A 19,243-nucleotide genomic window follows, 5' to 3' on the forward strand; every position below is an offset into this window, starting at 1 on the left:
CTAATATACGACTGCTAACCTCCGTGGTCATCAGCCCAACTACCTTATTTACCGGCCAGCAGCTCATTTGGCTGCCCGCCTGTGCTTCTACTAACTCGGAAGCGCAGCAACTGTTGCGCGAAAACCGGGCCAGCGAGGGCTGTACCGTCATAACGGACGACCAATTTGCTGGCCGCGGCCAGCGTGGCAACCAGTGGCTGGCCGCGCCGGGCGAAAACCTGACGCTATCCATCATCTGGCTGCCCACTTTTTTGGAGGCCAGCCAGCAGTTTTTGCTGAGCCAGGCCGTAGCGCTCGGCATCTACGACTGGGCCGAGCTGCTGCTAGGGGCCTCGCCGATGCTGCGCCTGAAGTGGCCCAACGACTTGTATTTCGGCACGCAGAAACTGGGGGGAATTCTTATTGAGAACAGCCTAAGTGGGGCAAAAATTCAGTCCAGCATCGTCGGAATTGGACTTAATGTAAACCAGCGGCACTTTACTCTGCCCACGGCTACATCGCTGGGGGCGCTTACCGGCCGCTACTTCCAGCGCGAGGAGCTGGCCGCCCGCCTGCTCGAATGCCTGGAAAAGCGCTACCTGCAGCTGCGCGCCGGCCGCCTACGCGAGCTGCGCCAAAGCTACCTGGCGGCCCTCTACCGTTACCAGGAGTGGCACGACTACGAGGTGGCCGGCCGCCGCGTGCGCGGCCAGATAGTGGGCGTGGAGCCCGATGGGCGGCTAGCCCTGCGCATCGGCGACGAGGTACAGCACTTTGGCTTGCAAGAGGTTAAGCATGTCTAAGGTAGCGCGGAGCCTGCTGGGGCTGGGGCTACTCATCGGGCTAGCCCTGCTGGCCGACCGCATTTGGCCGCTGCCGCCCGCGCCGCAGTACTCGCCCCTGGTGCTGGCCCAGGATGGCACCGTGCTGCACGCCTACCTCAACCCCACCCAGAAGTGGCGGATGAAAACCGAGCTGGCCGAGATTACCCCCGCGCTCCAAACCGCCATTATTGAGAAGGAGGACCGGTACTTTCGCTACCACTTTGGGGTGAACCCCCTAGCAATAGTGCAGGCAGCGGGGCGCAACCTGCTGGGCCAGGGCCGCACTACCGGGGCCAGTACCATCACCATGCAGGTGGCCCGGCTGCTCGAGCCTAAGGAGCGCACGCTGGGCAACAAGCTGCGCGAAATGCTGCGCGCCATGCAGCTGGAGGCGCATTTGAGCAAGGCCGAGATTTTGCAGCTCTACCTCAACCTAGTGCCCTATGGCTCTAATATTGAGGGCGTGAAATCGGCAGCGCTGCTGTATTTCCAGCAGCCGCCCGATTACCTGTCGCTGGCCCAAACCGTGACCCTGGCCATCATCCCAAACCGGCCGGGCGGGCTGGTTTTGGGGAAAAATAATGCGCAGATTTTGCAGGAGCGCAACCGCTGGCTAGCCTACTTCCAGCACCAAAAGCTCTTCCCGGCTCAGGATATCGCAGATGCGCTGCTTGAGCCGCTCGATGCCAGGCGGCACCCCGCCCCTACCCTGGCGCCGCACCTGGCGCGGCGGCTAGTGCTGGCTAGGCCCGGCGTTGCACTCATTCATAGCACGTTGCGCCCGGCCGCCCAAGCCAAGGCCGAAGACCTGGCCCGCAACTACGTGCGCAGACTCGCTACGCAAGGCATTTCGCAGGCTGCCGTGCTGGTTGTGAACAACCAGACCCACACCGTGGAGGCCTACGTGGGCTCCATTGATTTTCAAGACCCTAGCGCGCAGGGACAGGTAGATGGCGTGCGCGCCGTGCGCTCGCCGGGCTCTACGCTCAAGCCGCTGCTGTATGGGCTAGCCCTCGACCGCGGCCTGGTGACGCCCAAGATGGTACTGCCCGACGTGCCCACCAACTTCCAGGGCTTTCGGCCCGAAAACTTTGATAAGCACTGCCAGGGCGAGGTGACCATGGAACGCGCGCTCACCTATTCGCTCAACATTCCGGCCGTGCAGGTTTTATCGGAAGTCGGCATTGATAAGTTCACGGGAACCCTGCGGCAGGCGGGCTTTCAGCAGGTGGCGCACGATGCGTCCCGGCTGGGCCTGAGCACCATACTGGGTGGCTGCGGGGCTAGCCTCGAAGAACTGACGGGCTTGTACAGTGCCCTGGCTAATGAGGGGCATTACGCGCCGCTAGCCCTGACCTCCCCACCGGGCGCACCCGTCAAAAAGCCGCTGCTTTCTCCGGCGGCCGCCTACCTTATCACCGATATCCTGGCGCAGCGCACGCGGCCCGACCTGCCCGTAGATGCCGCCGCTAGCCGCCACCTGCCGCGCATAGCCTGGAAAACCGGCACCAGCTATGGCCGCCGCGATGCCTGGAGCATTGGCTACAACCGCCAGTACACCATCGGGGTATGGGTGGGCAATTTCAACGGCCAGGGCAGCCCGGCGCTCACCGGCGCCGACGTGGCCTCGCCGCTGTTGTTCGATTTATTTAACTCACTGGCTTATAATGGCAAAGCTGAATGGTTCGCGCCACCAGCTAGCCTCGATTTTCGACTTGTCTGCACCGAAACCGGGCTCGTGCCGGACGAGAATTGCCCTAATCAGCTTATCGATTATTACCTGCCAGGCGCGTCGGGCAGCCAGCGCTGCCAGCACATGCGCGAGGTGCTGGTTTCGGCCGATGGCCAGGCCAGCTACTGCCGGGCCTGCGTGCCCGCCAGCGGCTACCGGCGCGAACTCTTTCCTAACCTGCGGCCCGAAGTGCTGGCTTTCCGCGAAAGCCAGGGGCTGCCCACGCGCCGCCAGCCGCCCCACAACCCTTCCTGCCGCCTCGTGCATAGCGGCGACGCAACCGGCGCCGACGCCGCGCCGCTGCTCGCCATTACCTCGCCCGCTGCCCACGCCGAGTACGTGCTCACTGCCAGCGAAAAGCAACAACTGCTGCTGAGCTGCGCCGCCGCTGGCGAGGTGCGCCAAGTATACTGGTACGTAAACGACCGGTTTTATAAAGCCGCGCCGGCTACCGCTAGGGTCTTCTTCCGCCCGCCACCCGGCGAGGTCAAAATATCGTGCGCCGACGACCACGGCCGCACCGTAGATGTGCGTGTGCTGGTGCGGGAACTGTAGTGCCCGCACCAGCCCCTGTCGCTTGCAGTGTCTGCGCTAGGGCATGGTCATGATGGCGGCCATCGTTTCGAGGCCATCCCAGAGGTTGCCGAGCCGAATATTCTCATTCTCGGCGTGCTGGTTGTTGTCGTAGTTGGCTACGGGCACGGTGATAGTGGGCGTATTGAGCACTTCCTTAAATACATACAGTGGCAGGCTGCCGCCCGACGTGGGCAGCAGCACCACGGGTTGCGCCACCGTAGTTTGCACTGCCTGCACTACCTGGCGGGCCAGTGGCAGGTCCATGGGCGTGCGCTGGGCGTTGTAGCCAGTGGCGGGCACCACCCGTACAAGGTGCGGGTAGCGCGCCCGCTCGGCATCGGTGGGCTCGGCGTGGGTCACGAAGAAACCTTGACGCTGAATGTGGCGCACTACTTTGGCAATCTGACGCTGGTAGTCGTTGCCGAGCACCAGGCGCAGGTCGAGCACGGCCTCGGCAGTAGTCGGGATGACGTTGGCCGCCTGCGGGCCTACGTTGGCACTACGCATACCGTTGATATTCAGCGAAGGCTGATTAATGAGCTCGCTCAGCGACTGGCCCTGGCCGTCGGCGCGGGCAAAGCCCAGCTCCCGCCGAATGTCGTCGTCAATGTTGGGGATGCGTGCCAGGGCGGACTGCTCGCTAGCGGTGAGCGGCACCACGTCGTCGTAAAAACCCGCAACGGTGACGCGGCCGGTACTATCCTTCATCGAGCCGAGCAGGCGGGCTAGCGCCATGGCCGGGTTGGGGGCCCAGTTGCCGTAGTGGCCGCTGTGCAGTGGGCGCCGGGGCCCATACACGGTGAGCGCCACATTCACATCGCCTCGCGCCCCAAATACCACCTGCTTGCGCCCCGACTGGTGCACCGGCCCATCGCAGATAAGCCAGAGGTCGGCCTTGAGCAAGTCGCGATGCCGGGCTAGCAGCTCGCCCAGATGCGGGGAGCCGGCTTCTTCTTCGCCTTCAAAGAAAAACTTAAGGTTAGCAGTAGGCTTCACGCCGCTTTGGGCCAGCGCCTGGTAGCCCGAAATAATGGCCATCACGCCGGCCTTGTCGTCAGAGCTGCCCCGCGCATAAATCCGCCAGTCGGGGTTGAGCGGTGTGCCCGGCGCAGGCTGGGGCAGCAGCTTGCCGCCGCTAGCCAGCGAGCCACTCGCCAGGGTGGGCACAAACGGGCTCAGCCCGGGCGCCCACTGCGCCGGATTTACGGGCTGGCCATCGTAGTGGGCATAAAAGACGAGCGTGCGCGTGGCATCCGGCACGCGCACTTCGCCATACACGGCGGGGGCCACGCCGGGCGTGGCAGCCGGCAGCAGCTGCACCTGCCCAATGCCCCGGTGGCGCATCATGTCGGCAATAGTGCGGGCCGTCCGGCGCTGGCCCGCCGTATCGGCCGCCACATTTGGGATGGCCAGCAGCTGCGTATAGTCGGCCAGCAGTTCGTGCTCATGGCGCTGGCGGTACTGGCGCACTTTAGTCAACACGGTAGCAGGCGAAGTGGCCGCGAGCAGCCCGGCGGCCAGCACCGGCAGCAGCCCCCCTAGTAAATAGCGTTTCTTCATGCCCCAAGTAAGGGCTAAATTCATGTACTGCCCCTACTCACTCGGCTTTAAGCGCAGCCCCAGTCAGTTAAAAAAGCCGCTCCTGGCGGAAGCGGCGTTTTAGCTCGTGCTTCACAGATGATGATACATCAATTTTTAGGATACTCCTCGCCATCCAGCACCGGGGCCATATCCTGCTCCTCAGCCTCGGTGAAAAGCCGCGAGCGGATAAGAAACCGCACGCCCAGCGGAATTTCGAGCGAGAAGCTGGCGCCCCGGCCCTTCACCACATCTACCGTGAGCTGCGTGTGTTTCCAGTACTGGAATTGACTGGCCGTCATAAAGAAGTCGCAGCTGTGAATCTGGCCCAGCCACACATCATTAGCCCCCACCCGAAACTCGCCCTTGGTGAAGCACATGGGCGAAGAGCCATCGCAGCAGCCGCCGCTCTGGTGAAACATGAGTGGGCCATGCTCGTCGCGAAGCAGGTCGATGGTGGCATCAGCGACTTGGGTGCTGAGAACGCGGGGAGTAGGCATTAAAAAACGAATTAGCAGTTGATAATCAACGCAAGGACGTCATGCTGCACGAAGTGAAGCGTCTCTACCGTATCGCCCAGCGATTGGTTCACACCCGGTAGAGATGCTTCGCGTTGCGCAGCATGACGTCCTTATTTCATCGCATCAGCTAGTCAGGCCGAAGCTTAAAAGAAGCCTAGCGGCTTCACGCTGTAGCTGATGAGCATGTTCTTGTTCTGGCGGTAGTGCGCGAGCATCATCTTGTGGTTTTCGCGCCCAAAGCCCGAAGCTTTGTAGCCGCCGAAGGGCGCGCCAGCCGGGTAGTCGTGGTAGCAGTTGACCCACACGCGGCCAGCCTGAATAGCGCGCGGCACCTCGTAGAGTTCGTGCGCATCGCGGGTCCACACGCCGGCGCCGAGGCCGTAGAGCGTGTCGTTGGCAATTTCGATGGCTTCTTCTACCGTTTTGAACGTCGTGACGGACACCACCGGCCCGAAAATCTCCTCCTGGAAAATGCGCATCTTGTTGTGGCCCCGGAACATGGTGGGCTGAATGTAGTAGCCCTCCCCTAGCGCGCCATCGGGTTGCGAATAGGCCTCGCCGCCTACCAGGACTTCGGCGCCTTCGGCCTTGCCAATTTCGAGGTAGCTCAGGATTTTCTCGTACTGGTCGTTCGAGGCCTGGGCACCCATCATGGTTTCCATGTCGAGCGGGTTGCCGAGCTTGATGGCTTTCACGCGGGCAATGACCCTAGCGATAAACTCGTCGTAGATGTCTTCGTGGACAAGCATGCGCGAGGGGCAGGTGCAGATTTCGCCCTGGTTCAAGGCAAACATTACCGCGCCTTCAATGGCCTTGTCGAGGAAGTCGTCGTCGGCATCCAGCACGCTCTTAAAGAAGATGTTGGGCGACTTACCCCCTAGCTCCATGGTCACCGGAATGAGGTTTTCGGCCGCGTACTGCATGATGAGGCGGCCGGTGGTCGTCTCGCCCGTGAAGCTGGCTTTGTTGATGCGCGGCGACGAGGCCAGCGGCTTGCCGGCTTCGAGGCCGAAGCCGTTTACCACGTTCACCACGCCGGCCGGAATAAGGTCTTCGAGCAGCTCCATCAGCACCATGATGCTGGCGGGGGTTTGCTCGGCGGGCTTCATCACCACGGTGCAGCCGGCAGCCATGGCGGGGGCCAGCTTCCAGGTGGCCATCAGCAGCGGGAAGTTCCAGGGAATAATCTGGCCAATGACCCCTAGCGGCTCGTTGATATTTAGCGATACCGTGCTGGCGTTCAACTCGGTAGCATTCCCTTCTTCGGCCCTGATAACGCTGGCGAAGTAGCGGAAATGGTCTACTACCAGCGGCAAGTCGGCGTAGGTCGTTTCGCGGATGGCCTTGCCGTTTTCCACGCACTCCACGGCAGCCAGCATGGGCAGGTTTTCCTCGATGCGGTTGGCAATTTTGTTGAGGATGTTGCTGCGCTCGGTGGCCGAGGTTTTGCCCCAGGTTTTGAAGGCTTCGTGGGCCGCATCGAGCGCAAGGTCGATGTCTTCCTTCGTAGAACGGGCTACTTTGGTGAAGTTCTTGCCGTCGATGGGCGACGGGTTGTCAAAATACTGCCCCTTGACCGGGGCCACCCATTTGCCACCAATGAAGTTGTCGTAGTGCGACTTAAACTGGGGCCGGGCCACCAGCGTGGTGGGTGCTTCAAGCGTTTCTGCCATGGCGGAAGGTAAAATTTAGCTAGGTGGGAGAACACGACAAAGGTGGTTTTTCAAGTAGCTGTTGAGGTTGTGGTATTGTCGCAAAAAATACCGACATTGTCGCAACTTGCAGAAGTAAGCCCTCACTCAGCCTCTCATGCCCACCCGCGTTCATTTGCCCGCCGCCGTGCCCACACTGGCGCCAAGCCGGCTGCATTCGCTGGTCGAAAACCGCACCGTTTTTGCCCTCGACGCCTTTGAGCTGAATATTTTTGAGACGCACCAGGCGGCGCATCGCGTACCCTTGCGCCTCGACGGGCTAGCCCTCACCACCATGCTGCGGGGCAAGAAAGTGATGCACCTGCCCGACCGCCCGGCCTTCGACTACCTGCCCGGCGAAACGGTAGTGGTGGGCGAGGACGAGCTGATGGAAATAGACTTTCCGGAGGCCTGCCTGTGCCAGCCCACCCAGTGCCTGGCCGTAGCCATTGCGCCTGATACCATCCGCCAAACCGTTGACTTACTGAACGAACGCTACCCGCGCGCCGAAACGCACACGCCCTGGGCGCTGGCCGGCCCGGAGTACGCCCACCTCACCAATACCCCCGAGCTGACGGGCACGCTGGAGCGCCTGGTGGCCGTGTCGCGCACTACGGATACGGCAAAAGACGTGCTGGCCGGCTTCACCCTGCAAGAGCTGCTGGTGCGCCTGATGCAAACCCAGGCCCGCGAGCTGATTTTTCACGACTACGCCCGGCACCTCACCACGCACCGCTTCGCGGCAGTGGTGCAGTATATAAAAGAGCACCTGGCCGAAAACCTGTCGGTAGACAAGCTTAGCGCCCTGGCTTGCATGAGCAAGGCCACGTTTTTCCGGCTGTTCAAGCGCGAGTTTGGCCTGACGCCCGTCGAGTACATCGTGCGCGAGCGCCTGGCCGAGGCCAAGCGCCTGCTGCGCCAGCCGCTACTAAGCGTGGCCGAGGTGTGCCTGCGCGCCGGCTTTAATAACCTGTCGTACTTCCAAGCTCTATTTAAAAAGCACGAGGGGCTGACGCCCGGCGCTTATAAAAAGCAGTAAGCACGTGGTGCGCTCACGAATAAGTCACGGCCGTTACCTCTACTTCTTCGGGCTGCGGCCCTAGCGTGAGGGTGAGCACCTGCCCCAGCCGGGCGCCCTGCACGGCCCGCGCAATGGGCGCCACAAAAGCCACTTTACCCTCTTTGACCGAGGCCTCATCGACGCCCACAATGGTAAATGTGCGTTCGAAACCAACCTTGCCGCCCTGGCGGGTGCGCAGCGTCACGGTAGCGCCAAAGCGCACCTCGCCGGGCGGCTGGGCGGCGGGGTCGATGACTTTGGCGCTGGCAATGCGCTCGGCTAGCAGCGCCAAGCGGCCATTTAATAAGGAAAGCTGGTGGCTGCGGTCAGTGTCGTTGCCGGTGCGGTTGGTTTCGGTGGCGCTACGCTCGGCTTCCAGGGTGGCTAGCTCGGCGCGCAGCTGGGCCAGGCCATTGGGCGTGACGTAGTTGGGCGAGCCAGGCGGCAGCGCGGCGCGCGGCGGCACAATGGGCGGCGCCTGGGCATCGTCTTCTTTTACAAATCCTCGGCTCATGGCTGGCTGAACGCAGACCGGGCGGCCGGGTTGCGGCGGGCGCAACCTTCGGCCGCTGTACCGGGTTCTACCACCCTATGCCTACTGTATTGCCCCCCTCACTAGCCCCCGGCCCGGCCACCAAGCCCCGGCTCGATACCGCGCTAGTGTGGCTCATGGCCCTCACCTGCGGACTGGTGGTGGCCAATATTTACTATAACCAACCGCTGCTGGCCGCTATCGGCCGCACCTTTCACGTGTCCGACAGCCGGGCCAGCCTCATTGCCACCGCCACCCAGGTGGGCTACACGCTGGGCATGCTGCTGGTAGTACCACTGGGCGATATGCTGGAGCGCAAGCGCCTTATCCTCTGGATGATACTTGGCGCGGCGGGCTGCCTGGGCGCGGCGGCGCTCGCACCCAGCTTTCCTATGCTGGCGGGGGCTAGCGTCCTGCTAGGTATCTGCTCGGCGGTGCCGCAGCTGCTGCTGCCTATGGCTGCCCACCTGGCTCCCGAGGCCGACCGGGGCCGTATCGTGGGCCGTATCATGAGTGGCCTGCTCATCGGCATTTTGCTTTCGCGCACCGTGAGCGGCTTCGTGGGCGCGCACTTGGGCTGGCGCGTGGTGTTTGAAGGAGCAGCAGCCCTAATGCTGGCCCTGGCCGCCCTGCTGGCCTGGCGACTACCTCAGGACCAGCCGCATTTTACAGGCACCTACGCCTCGCTGATGCGCTCGCTCGGCACGCTGGTGCGCGAGCTGCCGGCTCTGCGACGCTCGGCACTGGTGGGCGCCAGCATCTTTGCCGCCTTCAGCGTGTTCTGGACTACCCTGACCTTTTACCTCGAAAGCCCGGCTTACCACTATGGCAGCGACGTAGCCGGCTTTTTTGGCCTTGTTGGGGCGATGGGCGCACTGGCCGCACCGCTGGCCGGTGGCTTGGCCGACCGGCGCGGACCGCGCTATGCCATTACGGCGGGCATAGCGCTGGCGCTGGCGGCGTACCTGCTGCTGGGGCTAGCGGGCGGCTGGCTGGCTGGACTAGTGTTAGGGGTTATTTTGCTCGATGTAGGCGTGCAATCGGCCCACATCTCCAACCAGACGCTCGTGTTTTCGCTACGGCCCGAGGCGCGCAGCCGCCTCAACACGGTGTATATGACCGGCTACTTCACGGGCGGCTCGCTCGGCTCGCTGGCCGGTGGCTGGACCTGGATGCACTTTGGCTGGCCCGGCGTGTGCGTGCTGGGCGGCCTTTTTATGGCCCTGGCGCTGGCCATTCACCGCAGCTACGGCTCCCCGGCGGCAGTGCCTACCACGGGAGCCTGACAGCCGCTCGAAAGAATCAGGTAGTTACTCTCTCATCCAGGCCGGTATGCGCGGGGGTAGTGTGCACATAGTCAAACAGGCGGTCGAGCAGTGAGGTAGACAGCTGGGGCAGCAAGGGCAACAAAAAATCGGGCGATGACGTGTCGACGTGCCCGAGCAAGGCCGACAGGTCGGAGTGGCAGGTGGCCCGGAAGCCCATGCGCCACTCGGCAAAGCGCCGCTTGGCCAGCGGCCCGCTCAGCAGCAGCACGCAGCCCGTGTGGCGCGCATCCTGGCTGATGCGTTGGTACAATGCCAGCACTTCGGCCTGCCGCCCTTCCAGCACTTGCAGAAAACGCCCCTCGGGAGAATAAAGCAGCAAGCCGGTCAGGTCGTGCCGGGTATTGTAGTCCCGCGAGGCTTGGAGCAGGGCTAGCAGGTCAGGCTCTGTAACCGGCTGACTAGCGCGGCTTTCGTAGATGAGGTGAAATAGCGGCATCGGCTAGAGAACGAAATTGCTGCCTAAGATAGCGAGCGGCGCGGCTGTTGCGGGTAGCGGTGTGGCACTGACCAGCCCTAGCTCAACCGCTCGAAGCACGTGCGCAGGCTGGTGCGCCAGTGCGGAATAGCGACCCCCAGCGCCTGTTTTACCTTGGTCTTATCCAGCACCGAATAAGCCGGCCGGGTAGCCTTGGTAGGGTACTCGGCCGTGCGGATGGGGATGGTTTTCACTGGTAGGCCGCTCAGCTCGAAGATGGCCGTAGCAAAGTCGTACCACGAGGTTAGCCCCTCATTGCTGTAGTGGTAAAGCCCGTAGGCTTGGCTCTGGCTTTCAATAATGTGTAGAATGCAGCCGGCCAGGTCGATGGCATAGCAGGGAGTGCCTACTTGGTCCCAGACAATGCGCAGCTCGTCACGCTCGCGACCCAGCTTAAGCATGGTTTTCACGAAGTTGCCCGCAAATTCGGAGTACAGCCAACTAGTGCGTATAATGAAATACTTAGGGGCTAGCCCCGGAATCACTTGTTCACCCTCTAGCTTGGTGAGGCCGTAAACGCTGATGGGCGTGGGCGCATCGGTTTCAACCAGCGGCTGATTGCCAGTGCCGGCAAATACAAAATCGGTGGAAATCTGAATGAGCGTAGTGCCAAACTCGCCGCACAGCCGAGCCAGGTTTTCCACGCCGTCGCGGTTTACCCGGCGAGCCAGGTCTACCTCGTCTTCGGCCTTATCAACGGCCGTGTAGGCAGCGCAGTTGATGATGTAGGCCGGGCGGTGCTGCTCGAACAAACTGCGTAGACCATTCGGGTTCAGAATATTAGCCTGCGCTTCGGGTGGAGAAATTAACCCGTTCAGGTTGCGCTCTTGCGCCACTTGCGTCAGGCACTGCCCAAGTTGGCCCGAGGCCCCAAAAACCAGCGTTGTATTTAGTGCAGTCATAAAATGGCCCTAGCAGGCGGCGTGTTATCTGGGCCGCAAGTTAAGCCGGGCCCGGCAGCGCGGGTGGCCCCGGTGGGCGCTTATTCTTAATAGGCTCGAAGCGGCGCTCGCGGGGCTGCTTCTCGCTCAGGTACTTCCAGTAGCGCTTCGGAATGTGGCGCTGGTGCAGCTTCAGGTTTTTCCGCTCCGGAATATTGACGTGGTCGAAGTACGCCTGCCACAAAATCTTGAATAGCGGCTCGCGCTCGTCGAGCACCGTGGCTGACACCTCGCCCCGGCGCGGGCTAGCCCCATCAGTTTCAAACTCTACAATGGTTGTCTGCACCAAATCGTAATACAGCCCGTAACGGCGCTTGCGGTCAAAAATGAGCCAGCGCTGGTCGGCGTAGCGCTTAGTGAAGTGGCTGGCAATGAGCGGCAACGTGTCAAAGTCGGGCTCGATAGTGGCATGAAACAAGCCATCTTGCGCCTTTTCGAAGCGCACGAAGGCCTCCATGCGGTGCTTCTCGCGGAACAGCTGCTGGGCCAGCCGCTGGCAGCGGCGCACGGTGGCATCGGCGTAGTTGTCGGAGATGTCGCGGCCCGCCCGCAGGGCCATATCGGCGTAGCGAAAAATGAGCAGCTCGCGCTCGGGGTCTTCGCTGAGAAAGACGTGGTAGAGCCGCGCCCGCGCCGGCTCAGGCATGAAGCGCAGCAGGCCTTCCCAGGTGCGCGTGGCCAGGGTTTCCTCAGTAGTGATGGCTACGGCTTGGGCAAACAGGCCGCCCTGCGCCGTGCCTTCTACCTGAATGCTGCTAGGGGCCGACTTGCGGTCGTACACCCGAAACAGTACCGTGAGCAAGCCCTCGAAGCTGCCGTCGTAGGTATAGTCGGCGGGCGGGTTGTGCAGCTCGGGCGCGGGTGGGCGGGCGGCCACCGGGCCCACGGCTGTGCTGGCCGCCGGGCGGCGAAGGGGAGTAAGTTGGCTCACGGTAATAGCTTATTAATCAACTGATGGCTGGCATATGCTTACTCAGAAATGCCCCGAGCAGGTCGTTTACTACCTCGGCTTCTTCCAGCTGCACCCAGTGGGTTGCGTCGGGGAAATAGTGTAGCTGCCCGCTTGTGCACTCCTGTAGGCTAAGCTGGGCTAGCCGGGCATCGAGAAAGGCATCGTGCTTGCCCCAGATAATCTGCACTGGCCCCCGAATGCGTGGCCACGTGCCGCTGGGCAGCCGCAGCGCGCGGTACCAGTTGAGCATGGCCGTGAGGGCGCCCGGCTGCGCCCAGGCTACCTTATAGCGCGCCACCTCGGCGGCGCTGAAGGTACCGGGCCGGCTCGTGCTTAGCAGCGCGCGCTCGCCAAAGCGCCAGTTGTGCCGCCGTATGAGGCGCTCGGGCAGCATAGGCAACTGGAAAAAGCCGATGTACCAGCTGCGCGCCAGCTGGCCAGGCACCCGCCAAAGGTTGGGCAGCACCACGGCCGGATGCGGTACGTTGATAATAGTAGTGCCAGCAATGCGCGGCGGGTAATGCGCCGCCAGGTACCAGGCTACTACCCCACCCCAGTCGTGGCCCACAATACTGGCTTGCTGGCAACCCGCCGCATCGAGCAGCCCCATAATATCGGCAGCCAGCGTGGGCAGCGCGTAGGCCTCAATACCCAAAGGCTTGTCGCTGAGGTTGTAGCCGCGCTGGTCGGGAGCCCACACGCGGTAGCCCGCGGCGGACAGGGCTAGCAGTTGTGCCCGCCAGCTAGCCCAGTACTCCGGGAAGCCGTGCAGCAGCACCACCAGGGGGCCGGTGGCCGGGCCAGCTTGCACCACGTGCAGGCGCAGGCCATTGGTGGGCACGTAGTGGTGCTCGAGCGGGTAGTTCATGCCCTGCTATACCCTGGCCGGCGGTCCAAAGGTTGCGGCCCAGCGTTAAGCCGCCACGCCGGGCTGAGGCTCATTGGCCAGCCGGGCGGCGCGGGCCGCATCGTGCACTTGGCGCACCAGGGGCAGCAGCTCAGAGATGCGGCAGCAGCACGAGAGGCGCGGAGCTTTGTCGAGGCTGCTAGCACCGGCACTCAGCTCCAGGGCTGGCTCGGCGGCGATAGAAAGAGGGGCCGACGCGTCGGCAATTGCGCGATGGGTGATTTTCATGAGTGAAAATAAACCAGTTAAGAATCCCGGCGCGAACACGACGGGCAACCTACCGGCAGCTATTGCGCTACCAGGGTATCGACGATGTAGGTATTAATGCCCACAAACTTGAGGTAGTACGTGCCGGCCTGGGTGGGCTGAAACGTGTAGGTAGTCTGCCCCGGCACGGCGGCAGTAGGGCACGAGCAATTGGTGTAATTAACGTTGACGCTAATGGCGCGCGTGTTGCCAGAGTTCTGCTCCGTGAGGTTGGCCAGGGTGCCGCAGCCGCCGGCCGGCAGGTAGCTGAGCGAGTAGGTAGCCGTCTGATTTACGGCAATGGTCTTGGGGCCGCTCACACTCGTGACAGGTGTGAGCAAGGTAGTGTTGCACGAATCAGGGCCCACATTGAGGCAGCTGGTGGCGCTGAGGGCAACAAAGGCAAGCAAGTAGTATTTCATGCGTAGAAGAGCCAACCGGCTCAAAAAAGGTTGACTCGAAGTACCAACTACTAGTCTGCCTCAACCAACTCTATTCGACACAAGGCCAGCCTGCGCCGCCCAATTCTCTAGCCAGCCTGGGCAAACAAATCCAATTGCTGCGTCACGAGGGCTGAGCGCGTGGCCTTGCCCCCAAATAATATTTGGCGGCGCACCTGCTGCTCGCTCAGCTCGCCCAGCCGGGTTGGGGCCATGCCACGAGCCGTGAGAAAGTGCTTGGCGCGCTTCATTACCACCCCAAACTGCGTGAGGTGCTCAGCCGTGAGCGAGGTAAAGCGCCGGGCCTGCACAATGCGCTCGGCCGAGCGGGCCCCCACGCCGGGAATGCGCAGTATCATAGCCCGGTCGGCTACGTTCACATCTACCGGAAAGAGGTGGCGGTTGCGCAGCGCCCAGGCAAGCTTGGGGTCAATTTCGAGGTCGAGGTAGGGGTGCGCGGGGTCAAGTATTTCGTCGGCTTCGAAGCCGTAGAAGCGCATTAGCCAGTCGGTCTGGTAGAGGCGATGCTCGCGCACCAGCGGCGGCTGGGTTACCTGCGGCAGGCGGGCGTCGTCGGTCACGGGCACATAGCCCGAGTAATAAACACGCTTCAGGCCATAGCCCTGGTACAGGCTGTCGGAGAGCTTGATAATCTGCAGGTCGTTCTCGTTGCTAGCCCCCACAATGAGCTGGGTGCTCTGCCCGGCTGTGGCAAACTGCGGCACTTTCTTAAACAGCGCTTTTTCCTCTTTATTCTGAATGATGCCGTCGCGAATCTGGCCCATCGGGGTGAGAATCTCGGCGTAGTTTTTTTCCGGCGCCAGGTTTTGGAGGGCTAGCTCAGAAGGCAGCTCGATGTTCACGCTCAGGCGGTCGGCATACAGGCCAGCTTCCTGAATGAGCTCGGGCGAAGCCCCGGGGATGGTCTTGACGTGGATGTAGCCGTTGAAATTGTGCTCGGTGCGCAGCTTTTTAATGATGCGCACCAGCCGCTCCATCGTGTAGTCGGGCGAGGAGAAAATACCGCTGCTCAGAAACAGCCCTTCGATGTAATTGCGACGGTAGAAGTTGATGGTCAAATCAACCACTTCCTCTACGGTGAAGGCGGCGCGCTTCACGTCGTTCGAGCGGCGCGACACGCAGTAGGCGCAGTCAAAAATGCAATGATTGGTGAGCAGGATTTTCAGCAAGCTCACGCAGCGGCCATCCTCAGTAAAGCTGTGGCAGATGCCCATGCCCTCGGCGTTGCCGAGGCCCTTCTGCTCGTTTTTGCGCTTGCCGCCGCTGCTGCTGCACGATACATCGTACTTGGCGGCGTCGGCTAAGATGCTTAGCTTTTCCTGAATGCGCTCGTTCATCGTAGCAGGGTGGTTTAGCGGGGGTAAAAGTAGGGCTAGCCACTGGTATTGGCAAGCTTTTGATAAGCTAATTTTTTTAGAAAAAGTTTCTTACCAGGTCTTCATTTACGGGCGCTCTACCTGGCAACTCATACACTAAACCTCCCTTAGCCGCCGTACCTTGCGCGTAGTGCTGCCGCGCCCAATGCTGTCTGTTTCTACTCGTCGCTTTCTTGTGTTGCTCAGCTGGCTACTGCTCGGCGGGCTAGCCTGTGTGCAGGCCCAGGTGCCGGCCTTCAGCCCGCGTATGGCCGTGCCGCCCGATTCGCTGAACGCCGCCGATGAGGCCGAAAGCCTGCCCACCGACTCGCTGGGCCGCCGCTTCGACGAGGCCCGCGTGCGCCTGAGCCTGGAGCGCTACACCCGGCGCAAGACTATTATGGGCAAGGCGCTACAGGCTTTTTTCAGGCTTACCAAGCCCCAGCAGGAAGACCATGGCCTCGATGCAGTGCTGCTCAACCGGCAGTTCGACCAGCACAACTTCAAGATTGTGCGCCGCGTCATCATCACGCCCTACGATGCCTTTGGGTATAGCCTAAACGACTCGCTGCGCCAGCCGCGCACGTTTCTGGAAAAGTCGGGCAATGCGCTGCATATCCGCACGGCGCGCTCACGCATCCGGCAGGTGCTGTTGTTTCGGCCCGGCCAGCCGCTGCTGCCCCAGGCTCTGGCCGAGAGCGAGCGCCTGCTGCGCCAAACCGACGAAATACTGGACGCCAGGGTGCTTGTAAATGAGCACACCGCCACTCGCGATAGCGTTGACATTCTGGTATATACCACCGACGTATTCAGCATCACGGCGGGCTACGAGCTGCGCGGGAGCCCTAACCAAGCCATTGTACAGCTCGGTGACCAGAACTTTCTGGGCCTGGGCCACCGCCTCGACAACCGCTATCAGTACGGCCGCGACCTGCCCCAGACCTGGGGCTATGAAGCCAACTACCGGGTGCCGTTTCGCAACTTCGTGTATGCTGAGGGACACTACTTTAATGAGTTTGAGTCGCACTCGGGCGGCATCTCGGTACGGCGCGATTTTTACTCCCCTAGCGCCCGCTGGGCCGGCGCCTTCACCGCCGATGCCAACAACCTGCGCATCGTGCTGCCCCGCGATGCGCCCCCGCTACCGGGCCAGGAGCCCAATTTTCGCATTCGCTCCTTCACCAGTCAGAGCCTGTGGGTAGGCCGGGCCTTCCGGCTGCGCTCCTACGACCTGGGGTACGAAAACCCCGGCCGCCTCATCGTATCGGCCAGCGTAGCCCACGAAAACCACACGACTAATCCCACCGCTACCCCCGAAACGCCGGCCGGCAGCCCCGACGACCGCACCCGCACCCTTATACTGGGCACGGTGGGCTACTCGGTGCGCCGCTATTATAAAGACAAGTACCTCTTTGGCTTTGGCCGCACCGAAGACGTGCCGGCCGGCACGCTGCTCAGCCTCACGGCCGGCCTCGAAAACAACCCCGTCGGGCCCCGCCGCTACCTCGATGCCCGCATTGCGGCGGCTGGCTACTCCGAGCGCCAGGGCTACCTCTACGGCAGCCTCGACTTTGGTACGTTTCAGCGCATTCAGGATGGCGGCTGGGAGCAGGGCCTTCTAGGCGGGCAGCTACTGTATTTTACGCGGCGCTACCGTATGGGCAACTACCAGAGTCGCCACTTGCTCACTACGCGCGTCACGGCGGGCTTCAACCGCTACCCGGCCGAGGTGCTGCTGTCGGGCATCAACTCCAACCCCGATGGCGTGCGCGGCTTCCAGCCCACTGGCCAGATACTGGCTACCAGCCGCTTACTGGCCAACTACGAGGGCACCGTATACACGCCCCTCTCGCTGCTGGGCTTCCGGGTAGCGCTGCTGGCCTTCGCCGATATGGCCATTGTGAATCAGCACATTGGCGGCGGCTCGCCCTTCGGCGGCGATGCGCCCTACACGGGCTTCGGGCTTGGCCTGCGCTTCCGCAACGAGCTCACAGTGCTGCGCACCTTCCAAATTTTGCTAGGCTACTACCCACGCGGCCAGCTCAACCCCAACGGCACGCGCCTCTTCGAGAGCAACCGCGACTCGTATCAGTTCTCCGATTTCAGTTTCGGGCAGCCTAGCGTGGTGCAGTACGGAGTGCAATAACGCTTGCTGGTTTAAACCGGCCGACGCAGTTTAAAAGTATTCCCATGACCCTCACGGAATCAGTCAGACGGCTGCAAGCCGTCCGGTTGACGGCAAGAAAGACGTTAGCCTCACCAGCCCGCTCAACTACTCGGTCGGGCGCTGGCAGCCCAATTTTATAATCTTTACAGGCATCTTTCTAAACCGCTGTTCAACTCACAGTTGAAACTCAATTGGCATGGTGCACACCACCCGCACGGCTTGCCCATTCTGGTAGCCAGGCTTCCAGGGGGGCATGAGCCACACCAGGCGCAAAGCCTCCTCATTTAGACCGTTACCGGGGCCCCGCATCACCGATGCATCGGTGATTTTACCAGCTGCGCTTAGGACGAAACGTATATAAACCTTACCCGTCGTCTTCTGCTGCCGCGCGCCCTCAGGGTAGTGCATGTTCTTTGCCATATAGGCGCCTAGCGCTGCATCGCCGCCCGTAAACTGCGGCCGCACTTCAGGATTGATAAAGATTGAATCGGGCTTAAAAGCCGCTACAGTGGCTTTTAAGCTACCATTGCCCCCGCTCGGCGTGGTGTTAGGGGCTGCTATAGCAGCTAGGCTAGGCCGCCCTCCGGCTTGCGCGGCCACCGTATACGGAAGCCCTAAACTCATTGCTACTAAGCCCCAAGCGTATCGTGTACTCATAAACACTTCTGTGGAATATATGACGAATAGTAGAACTCCTGCTACTCAAATTTACGACGCTCGCACGACTACTTAATGTTATTTTTCCGCTATCGGCACCGATTCCTCAAATTATACCATAATTTCTCTGTTTCGGATTGCTTTTGCCTGGGGCTCTACCCTGGCCCTACCTTCGTCTTCTTACTTAGTGCGCTTGCCGCCCCTATTCTATGCGCCTCGGCGACTTTAACGACCTCGAAATAGCCCGCGAAGTCAGCATCGGCCTCTACCTTACCAGCGACGATGGCGACCTGCTGCTACCCGAGAAGTACCGCCCCGTAGGCGCGCACGTGGGCGATGTGATTCGGGTATTTGTGTATCGCGACTCTGAAGACCGCCTCATTGCCACCACCTTAGAGCCGCTGGCGGTGGTTGATAGCTTTGCCGCGCTCACCGTGCGCGATGTGAGTGCGGCCGGCGCTTTCCTCGACTGGGGGCTCGAAAAAGACCTGCTGCTGCCCCATCGCAACCAGCGCCAAGCCGTGCGCGTGGGCGAGCGCGTGCTCGTATACGTGTACCTCGACGAGGCTAGCGACCGGCTCGTAGCCTCGGCCAAGTGGCAGCAGTTTCTCAGCCCCGAGCCGTTTGGCGGCGCGGTGGGTGAGGCCGTGCAAGTGCTGGTAGCCGAAGAAACCCCGCTAGGGTACTCTGTCGTTGTGAATGGCACACACCTGGGCTTACTCTATCATAATGAGGTATTCCGTCCGCTGCGCGTGGGCGAGCTGCTGCCCGGCCACCTGCGCCAGATTCGGCCCGACGGCAAGCTCGATGTGCGCCTCGGCCAGGCTGGCTACGATGAGGTCGAAACGGCTGCCAATCTCGTGCTGGCCGCCCTCAAGCAGCGCCCCGACGGCCGCCTGCCTCTCGGCGATAAAAGCTTGGCCGACGACGTATACCGCCGCCTGGGCATGAGCAAAAAGATTTTCAAAAAAGCGCTAGGGTCGCTCTACAAGCAGGGCCTCGTGGTACTCGCCCCTGAAGAAACCCGCCTGGCTAGCCCCGAATAGCTTCTGGCTGCTTTCGCGTTTTTGCGTGGAGGTCGGCAAGAAATCCACCCAAAAATTTGCTTTTTCAAAAAAGCGTCGTTCCTTTGCCCCCGCAAACCGACTCAATCTCATGTCTTTCTTCGCAACCGTTTCGCAAAGCTGGTGGCACTCAACCTTCCCAAGAGGCTGAGCATTAGGCATTATAGTTGGTTGAACCCCTAGAGATTCTCCAAGCC

The 19,243-nt window shown here is 61.6% G+C and carries 18 protein-coding genes; 6 read left to right on the top strand and 12 right to left on the bottom strand.

Going from position 1 to position 19,243, the window contains the following annotated elements; translation table 11 throughout:
• The first annotated feature begins 23 nt into the window (after positions 1-23).
• Entirely contained in the window at positions 24-782 is a 759-nt protein-coding gene (locus J4D99_RS02900; RefSeq protein ID WP_309509593.1) for a biotin--[acetyl-CoA-carboxylase] ligase, read from the top strand.
• A complete protein-coding gene (gene pbpC / locus J4D99_RS02905) occupies positions 775-3,090 on the top strand; it encodes a penicillin-binding protein 1C (protein WP_208130208.1) in 2,316 nt (771 codons plus the stop codon). The genes J4D99_RS02900 and pbpC overlap by 8 nt, the downstream gene beginning before the upstream one ends.
• A gap of 36 nt (positions 3,091-3,126) precedes the next feature.
• Here pbpC and J4D99_RS02910 read toward each other — a convergent pair whose 3' ends face one another.
• The 3 genes from J4D99_RS02910 to J4D99_RS02920 all read right to left on the bottom strand — a co-directional run bounded on the left by J4D99_RS02910 (position 3,127) and on the right by J4D99_RS02920 (position 6,883).
• On the bottom strand, positions 3,127-4,671 hold the full coding sequence (locus J4D99_RS02910) for a M20/M25/M40 family metallo-hydrolase (protein WP_208130209.1): 1,545 nt from the start codon (positions 4,669-4,671) through the stop codon (positions 3,127-3,129).
• 128 nt (positions 4,672-4,799) lie between these two features.
• Entirely contained in the window at positions 4,800-5,189 is a 390-nt protein-coding gene (locus J4D99_RS02915) for a DUF779 domain-containing protein (RefSeq protein WP_208130210.1), read from the bottom strand.
• A 164-nt stretch (positions 5,190-5,353) separates the two neighbouring features.
• Positions 5,354-6,883 carry an aldehyde dehydrogenase family protein gene (locus tag J4D99_RS02920; RefSeq protein ID WP_208130211.1) on the bottom strand — a complete coding sequence of 510 codons (1,530 nt, stop codon included), beginning with the start codon at positions 6,881-6,883 and terminating at the stop codon, positions 5,354-5,356.
• A gap of 136 nt (positions 6,884-7,019) precedes the next feature.
• Between J4D99_RS02920 and J4D99_RS02925 the strand changes: the two genes are divergently transcribed.
• Positions 7,020-7,940, top strand: coding sequence for an AraC family transcriptional regulator (locus tag J4D99_RS02925; protein WP_208130212.1), 921 nt, complete (start codon positions 7,020-7,022; stop codon positions 7,938-7,940).
• A 13-nt stretch (positions 7,941-7,953) separates the two neighbouring features.
• On the opposite strand, the gene J4D99_RS02930 is transcribed toward J4D99_RS02925, so the two are convergent.
• Complete coding sequence (locus J4D99_RS02930) at positions 7,954-8,475, bottom strand: GreA/GreB family elongation factor (RefSeq protein WP_208130213.1); 522 nt, start codon at positions 8,473-8,475, stop codon at positions 7,954-7,956.
• 77 nt (positions 8,476-8,552) lie between these two features.
• Here J4D99_RS02930 and J4D99_RS02935 point away from each other — a divergent pair, with 77 nt between their 5' ends.
• Complete coding sequence (locus J4D99_RS02935) at positions 8,553-9,779, top strand: MFS transporter (protein ID WP_208130214.1); 1,227 nt, start codon at positions 8,553-8,555, stop codon at positions 9,777-9,779.
• Positions 9,780-9,795: 16 nt separating this feature from the next.
• Here the strand turns inward: J4D99_RS02935 and J4D99_RS02940 are convergent, their stop codons facing one another.
• From J4D99_RS02940 to J4D99_RS02970, 7 genes are all read right to left on the bottom strand, one after another.
• Positions 9,796-10,257 carry a BLUF domain-containing protein gene (locus tag J4D99_RS02940; protein WP_208130215.1) on the bottom strand — a complete coding sequence of 154 codons (462 nt, stop codon included), beginning with the start codon at positions 10,255-10,257 and terminating at the stop codon, positions 9,796-9,798.
• 77 nt (positions 10,258-10,334) lie between these two features.
• Complete coding sequence (gene rfbD / locus J4D99_RS02945; RefSeq protein ID WP_208130216.1) at positions 10,335-11,198, bottom strand: dTDP-4-dehydrorhamnose reductase; 864 nt, start codon at positions 11,196-11,198, stop codon at positions 10,335-10,337.
• Between the two features lie 40 nt (positions 11,199-11,238).
• Positions 11,239-12,168, bottom strand: a complete 930-nt coding sequence (locus J4D99_RS02950) for a TIGR03915 family putative DNA repair protein (protein WP_309509594.1) — start codon at positions 12,166-12,168, stop codon at positions 11,239-11,241.
• A gap of 16 nt (positions 12,169-12,184) precedes the next feature.
• A complete protein-coding gene (locus J4D99_RS02955; RefSeq protein ID WP_208130217.1) occupies positions 12,185-13,057 on the bottom strand; it encodes an alpha/beta fold hydrolase in 873 nt (290 codons plus the stop codon).
• Positions 13,058-13,102: 45 nt separating this feature from the next.
• Positions 13,103-13,324, bottom strand: coding sequence for a hypothetical protein (locus J4D99_RS02960; protein ID WP_208130218.1), 222 nt, complete (start codon positions 13,322-13,324; stop codon positions 13,103-13,105).
• Positions 13,325-13,383: 59 nt separating this feature from the next.
• Positions 13,384-13,764 carry a hypothetical protein gene (locus J4D99_RS02965; RefSeq protein ID WP_208130219.1) on the bottom strand — a complete coding sequence of 127 codons (381 nt, stop codon included), beginning with the start codon at positions 13,762-13,764 and terminating at the stop codon, positions 13,384-13,386.
• A 107-nt stretch (positions 13,765-13,871) separates the two neighbouring features.
• Positions 13,872-15,140, bottom strand: a complete 1,269-nt coding sequence (locus tag J4D99_RS02970; protein ID WP_208130220.1) for a putative DNA modification/repair radical SAM protein — start codon at positions 15,138-15,140, stop codon at positions 13,872-13,874.
• Positions 15,141-15,354: 214 nt separating this feature from the next.
• Here J4D99_RS02970 and J4D99_RS02975 point away from each other — a divergent pair, with 214 nt between their 5' ends.
• Positions 15,355-17,304, top strand: coding sequence for a BamA/TamA family outer membrane protein (locus J4D99_RS02975; RefSeq protein WP_208130221.1), 1,950 nt, complete (start codon positions 15,355-15,357; stop codon positions 17,302-17,304).
• Between the two features lie 195 nt (positions 17,305-17,499).
• On the opposite strand, the gene J4D99_RS02980 is transcribed toward J4D99_RS02975, so the two are convergent.
• Entirely contained in the window at positions 17,500-17,745 is a 246-nt protein-coding gene (locus J4D99_RS02980; RefSeq protein ID WP_208130222.1) for an energy transducer TonB, read from the bottom strand.
• 446 nt (positions 17,746-18,191) lie between these two features.
• Here J4D99_RS02980 and J4D99_RS02985 point away from each other — a divergent pair, with 446 nt between their 5' ends.
• A complete protein-coding gene (locus J4D99_RS02985; RefSeq protein ID WP_208130223.1) occupies positions 18,192-19,028 on the top strand; it encodes a CvfB family protein in 837 nt (278 codons plus the stop codon).
• Positions 19,029-19,243 lie beyond the last annotated feature (215 nt).

The organism is Hymenobacter sp. BT559, from assembly GCF_017571525.1.
GTDB lineage: Bacteria > Bacteroidota > Bacteroidia > Cytophagales > Hymenobacteraceae > Hymenobacter > Hymenobacter ginsengisoli.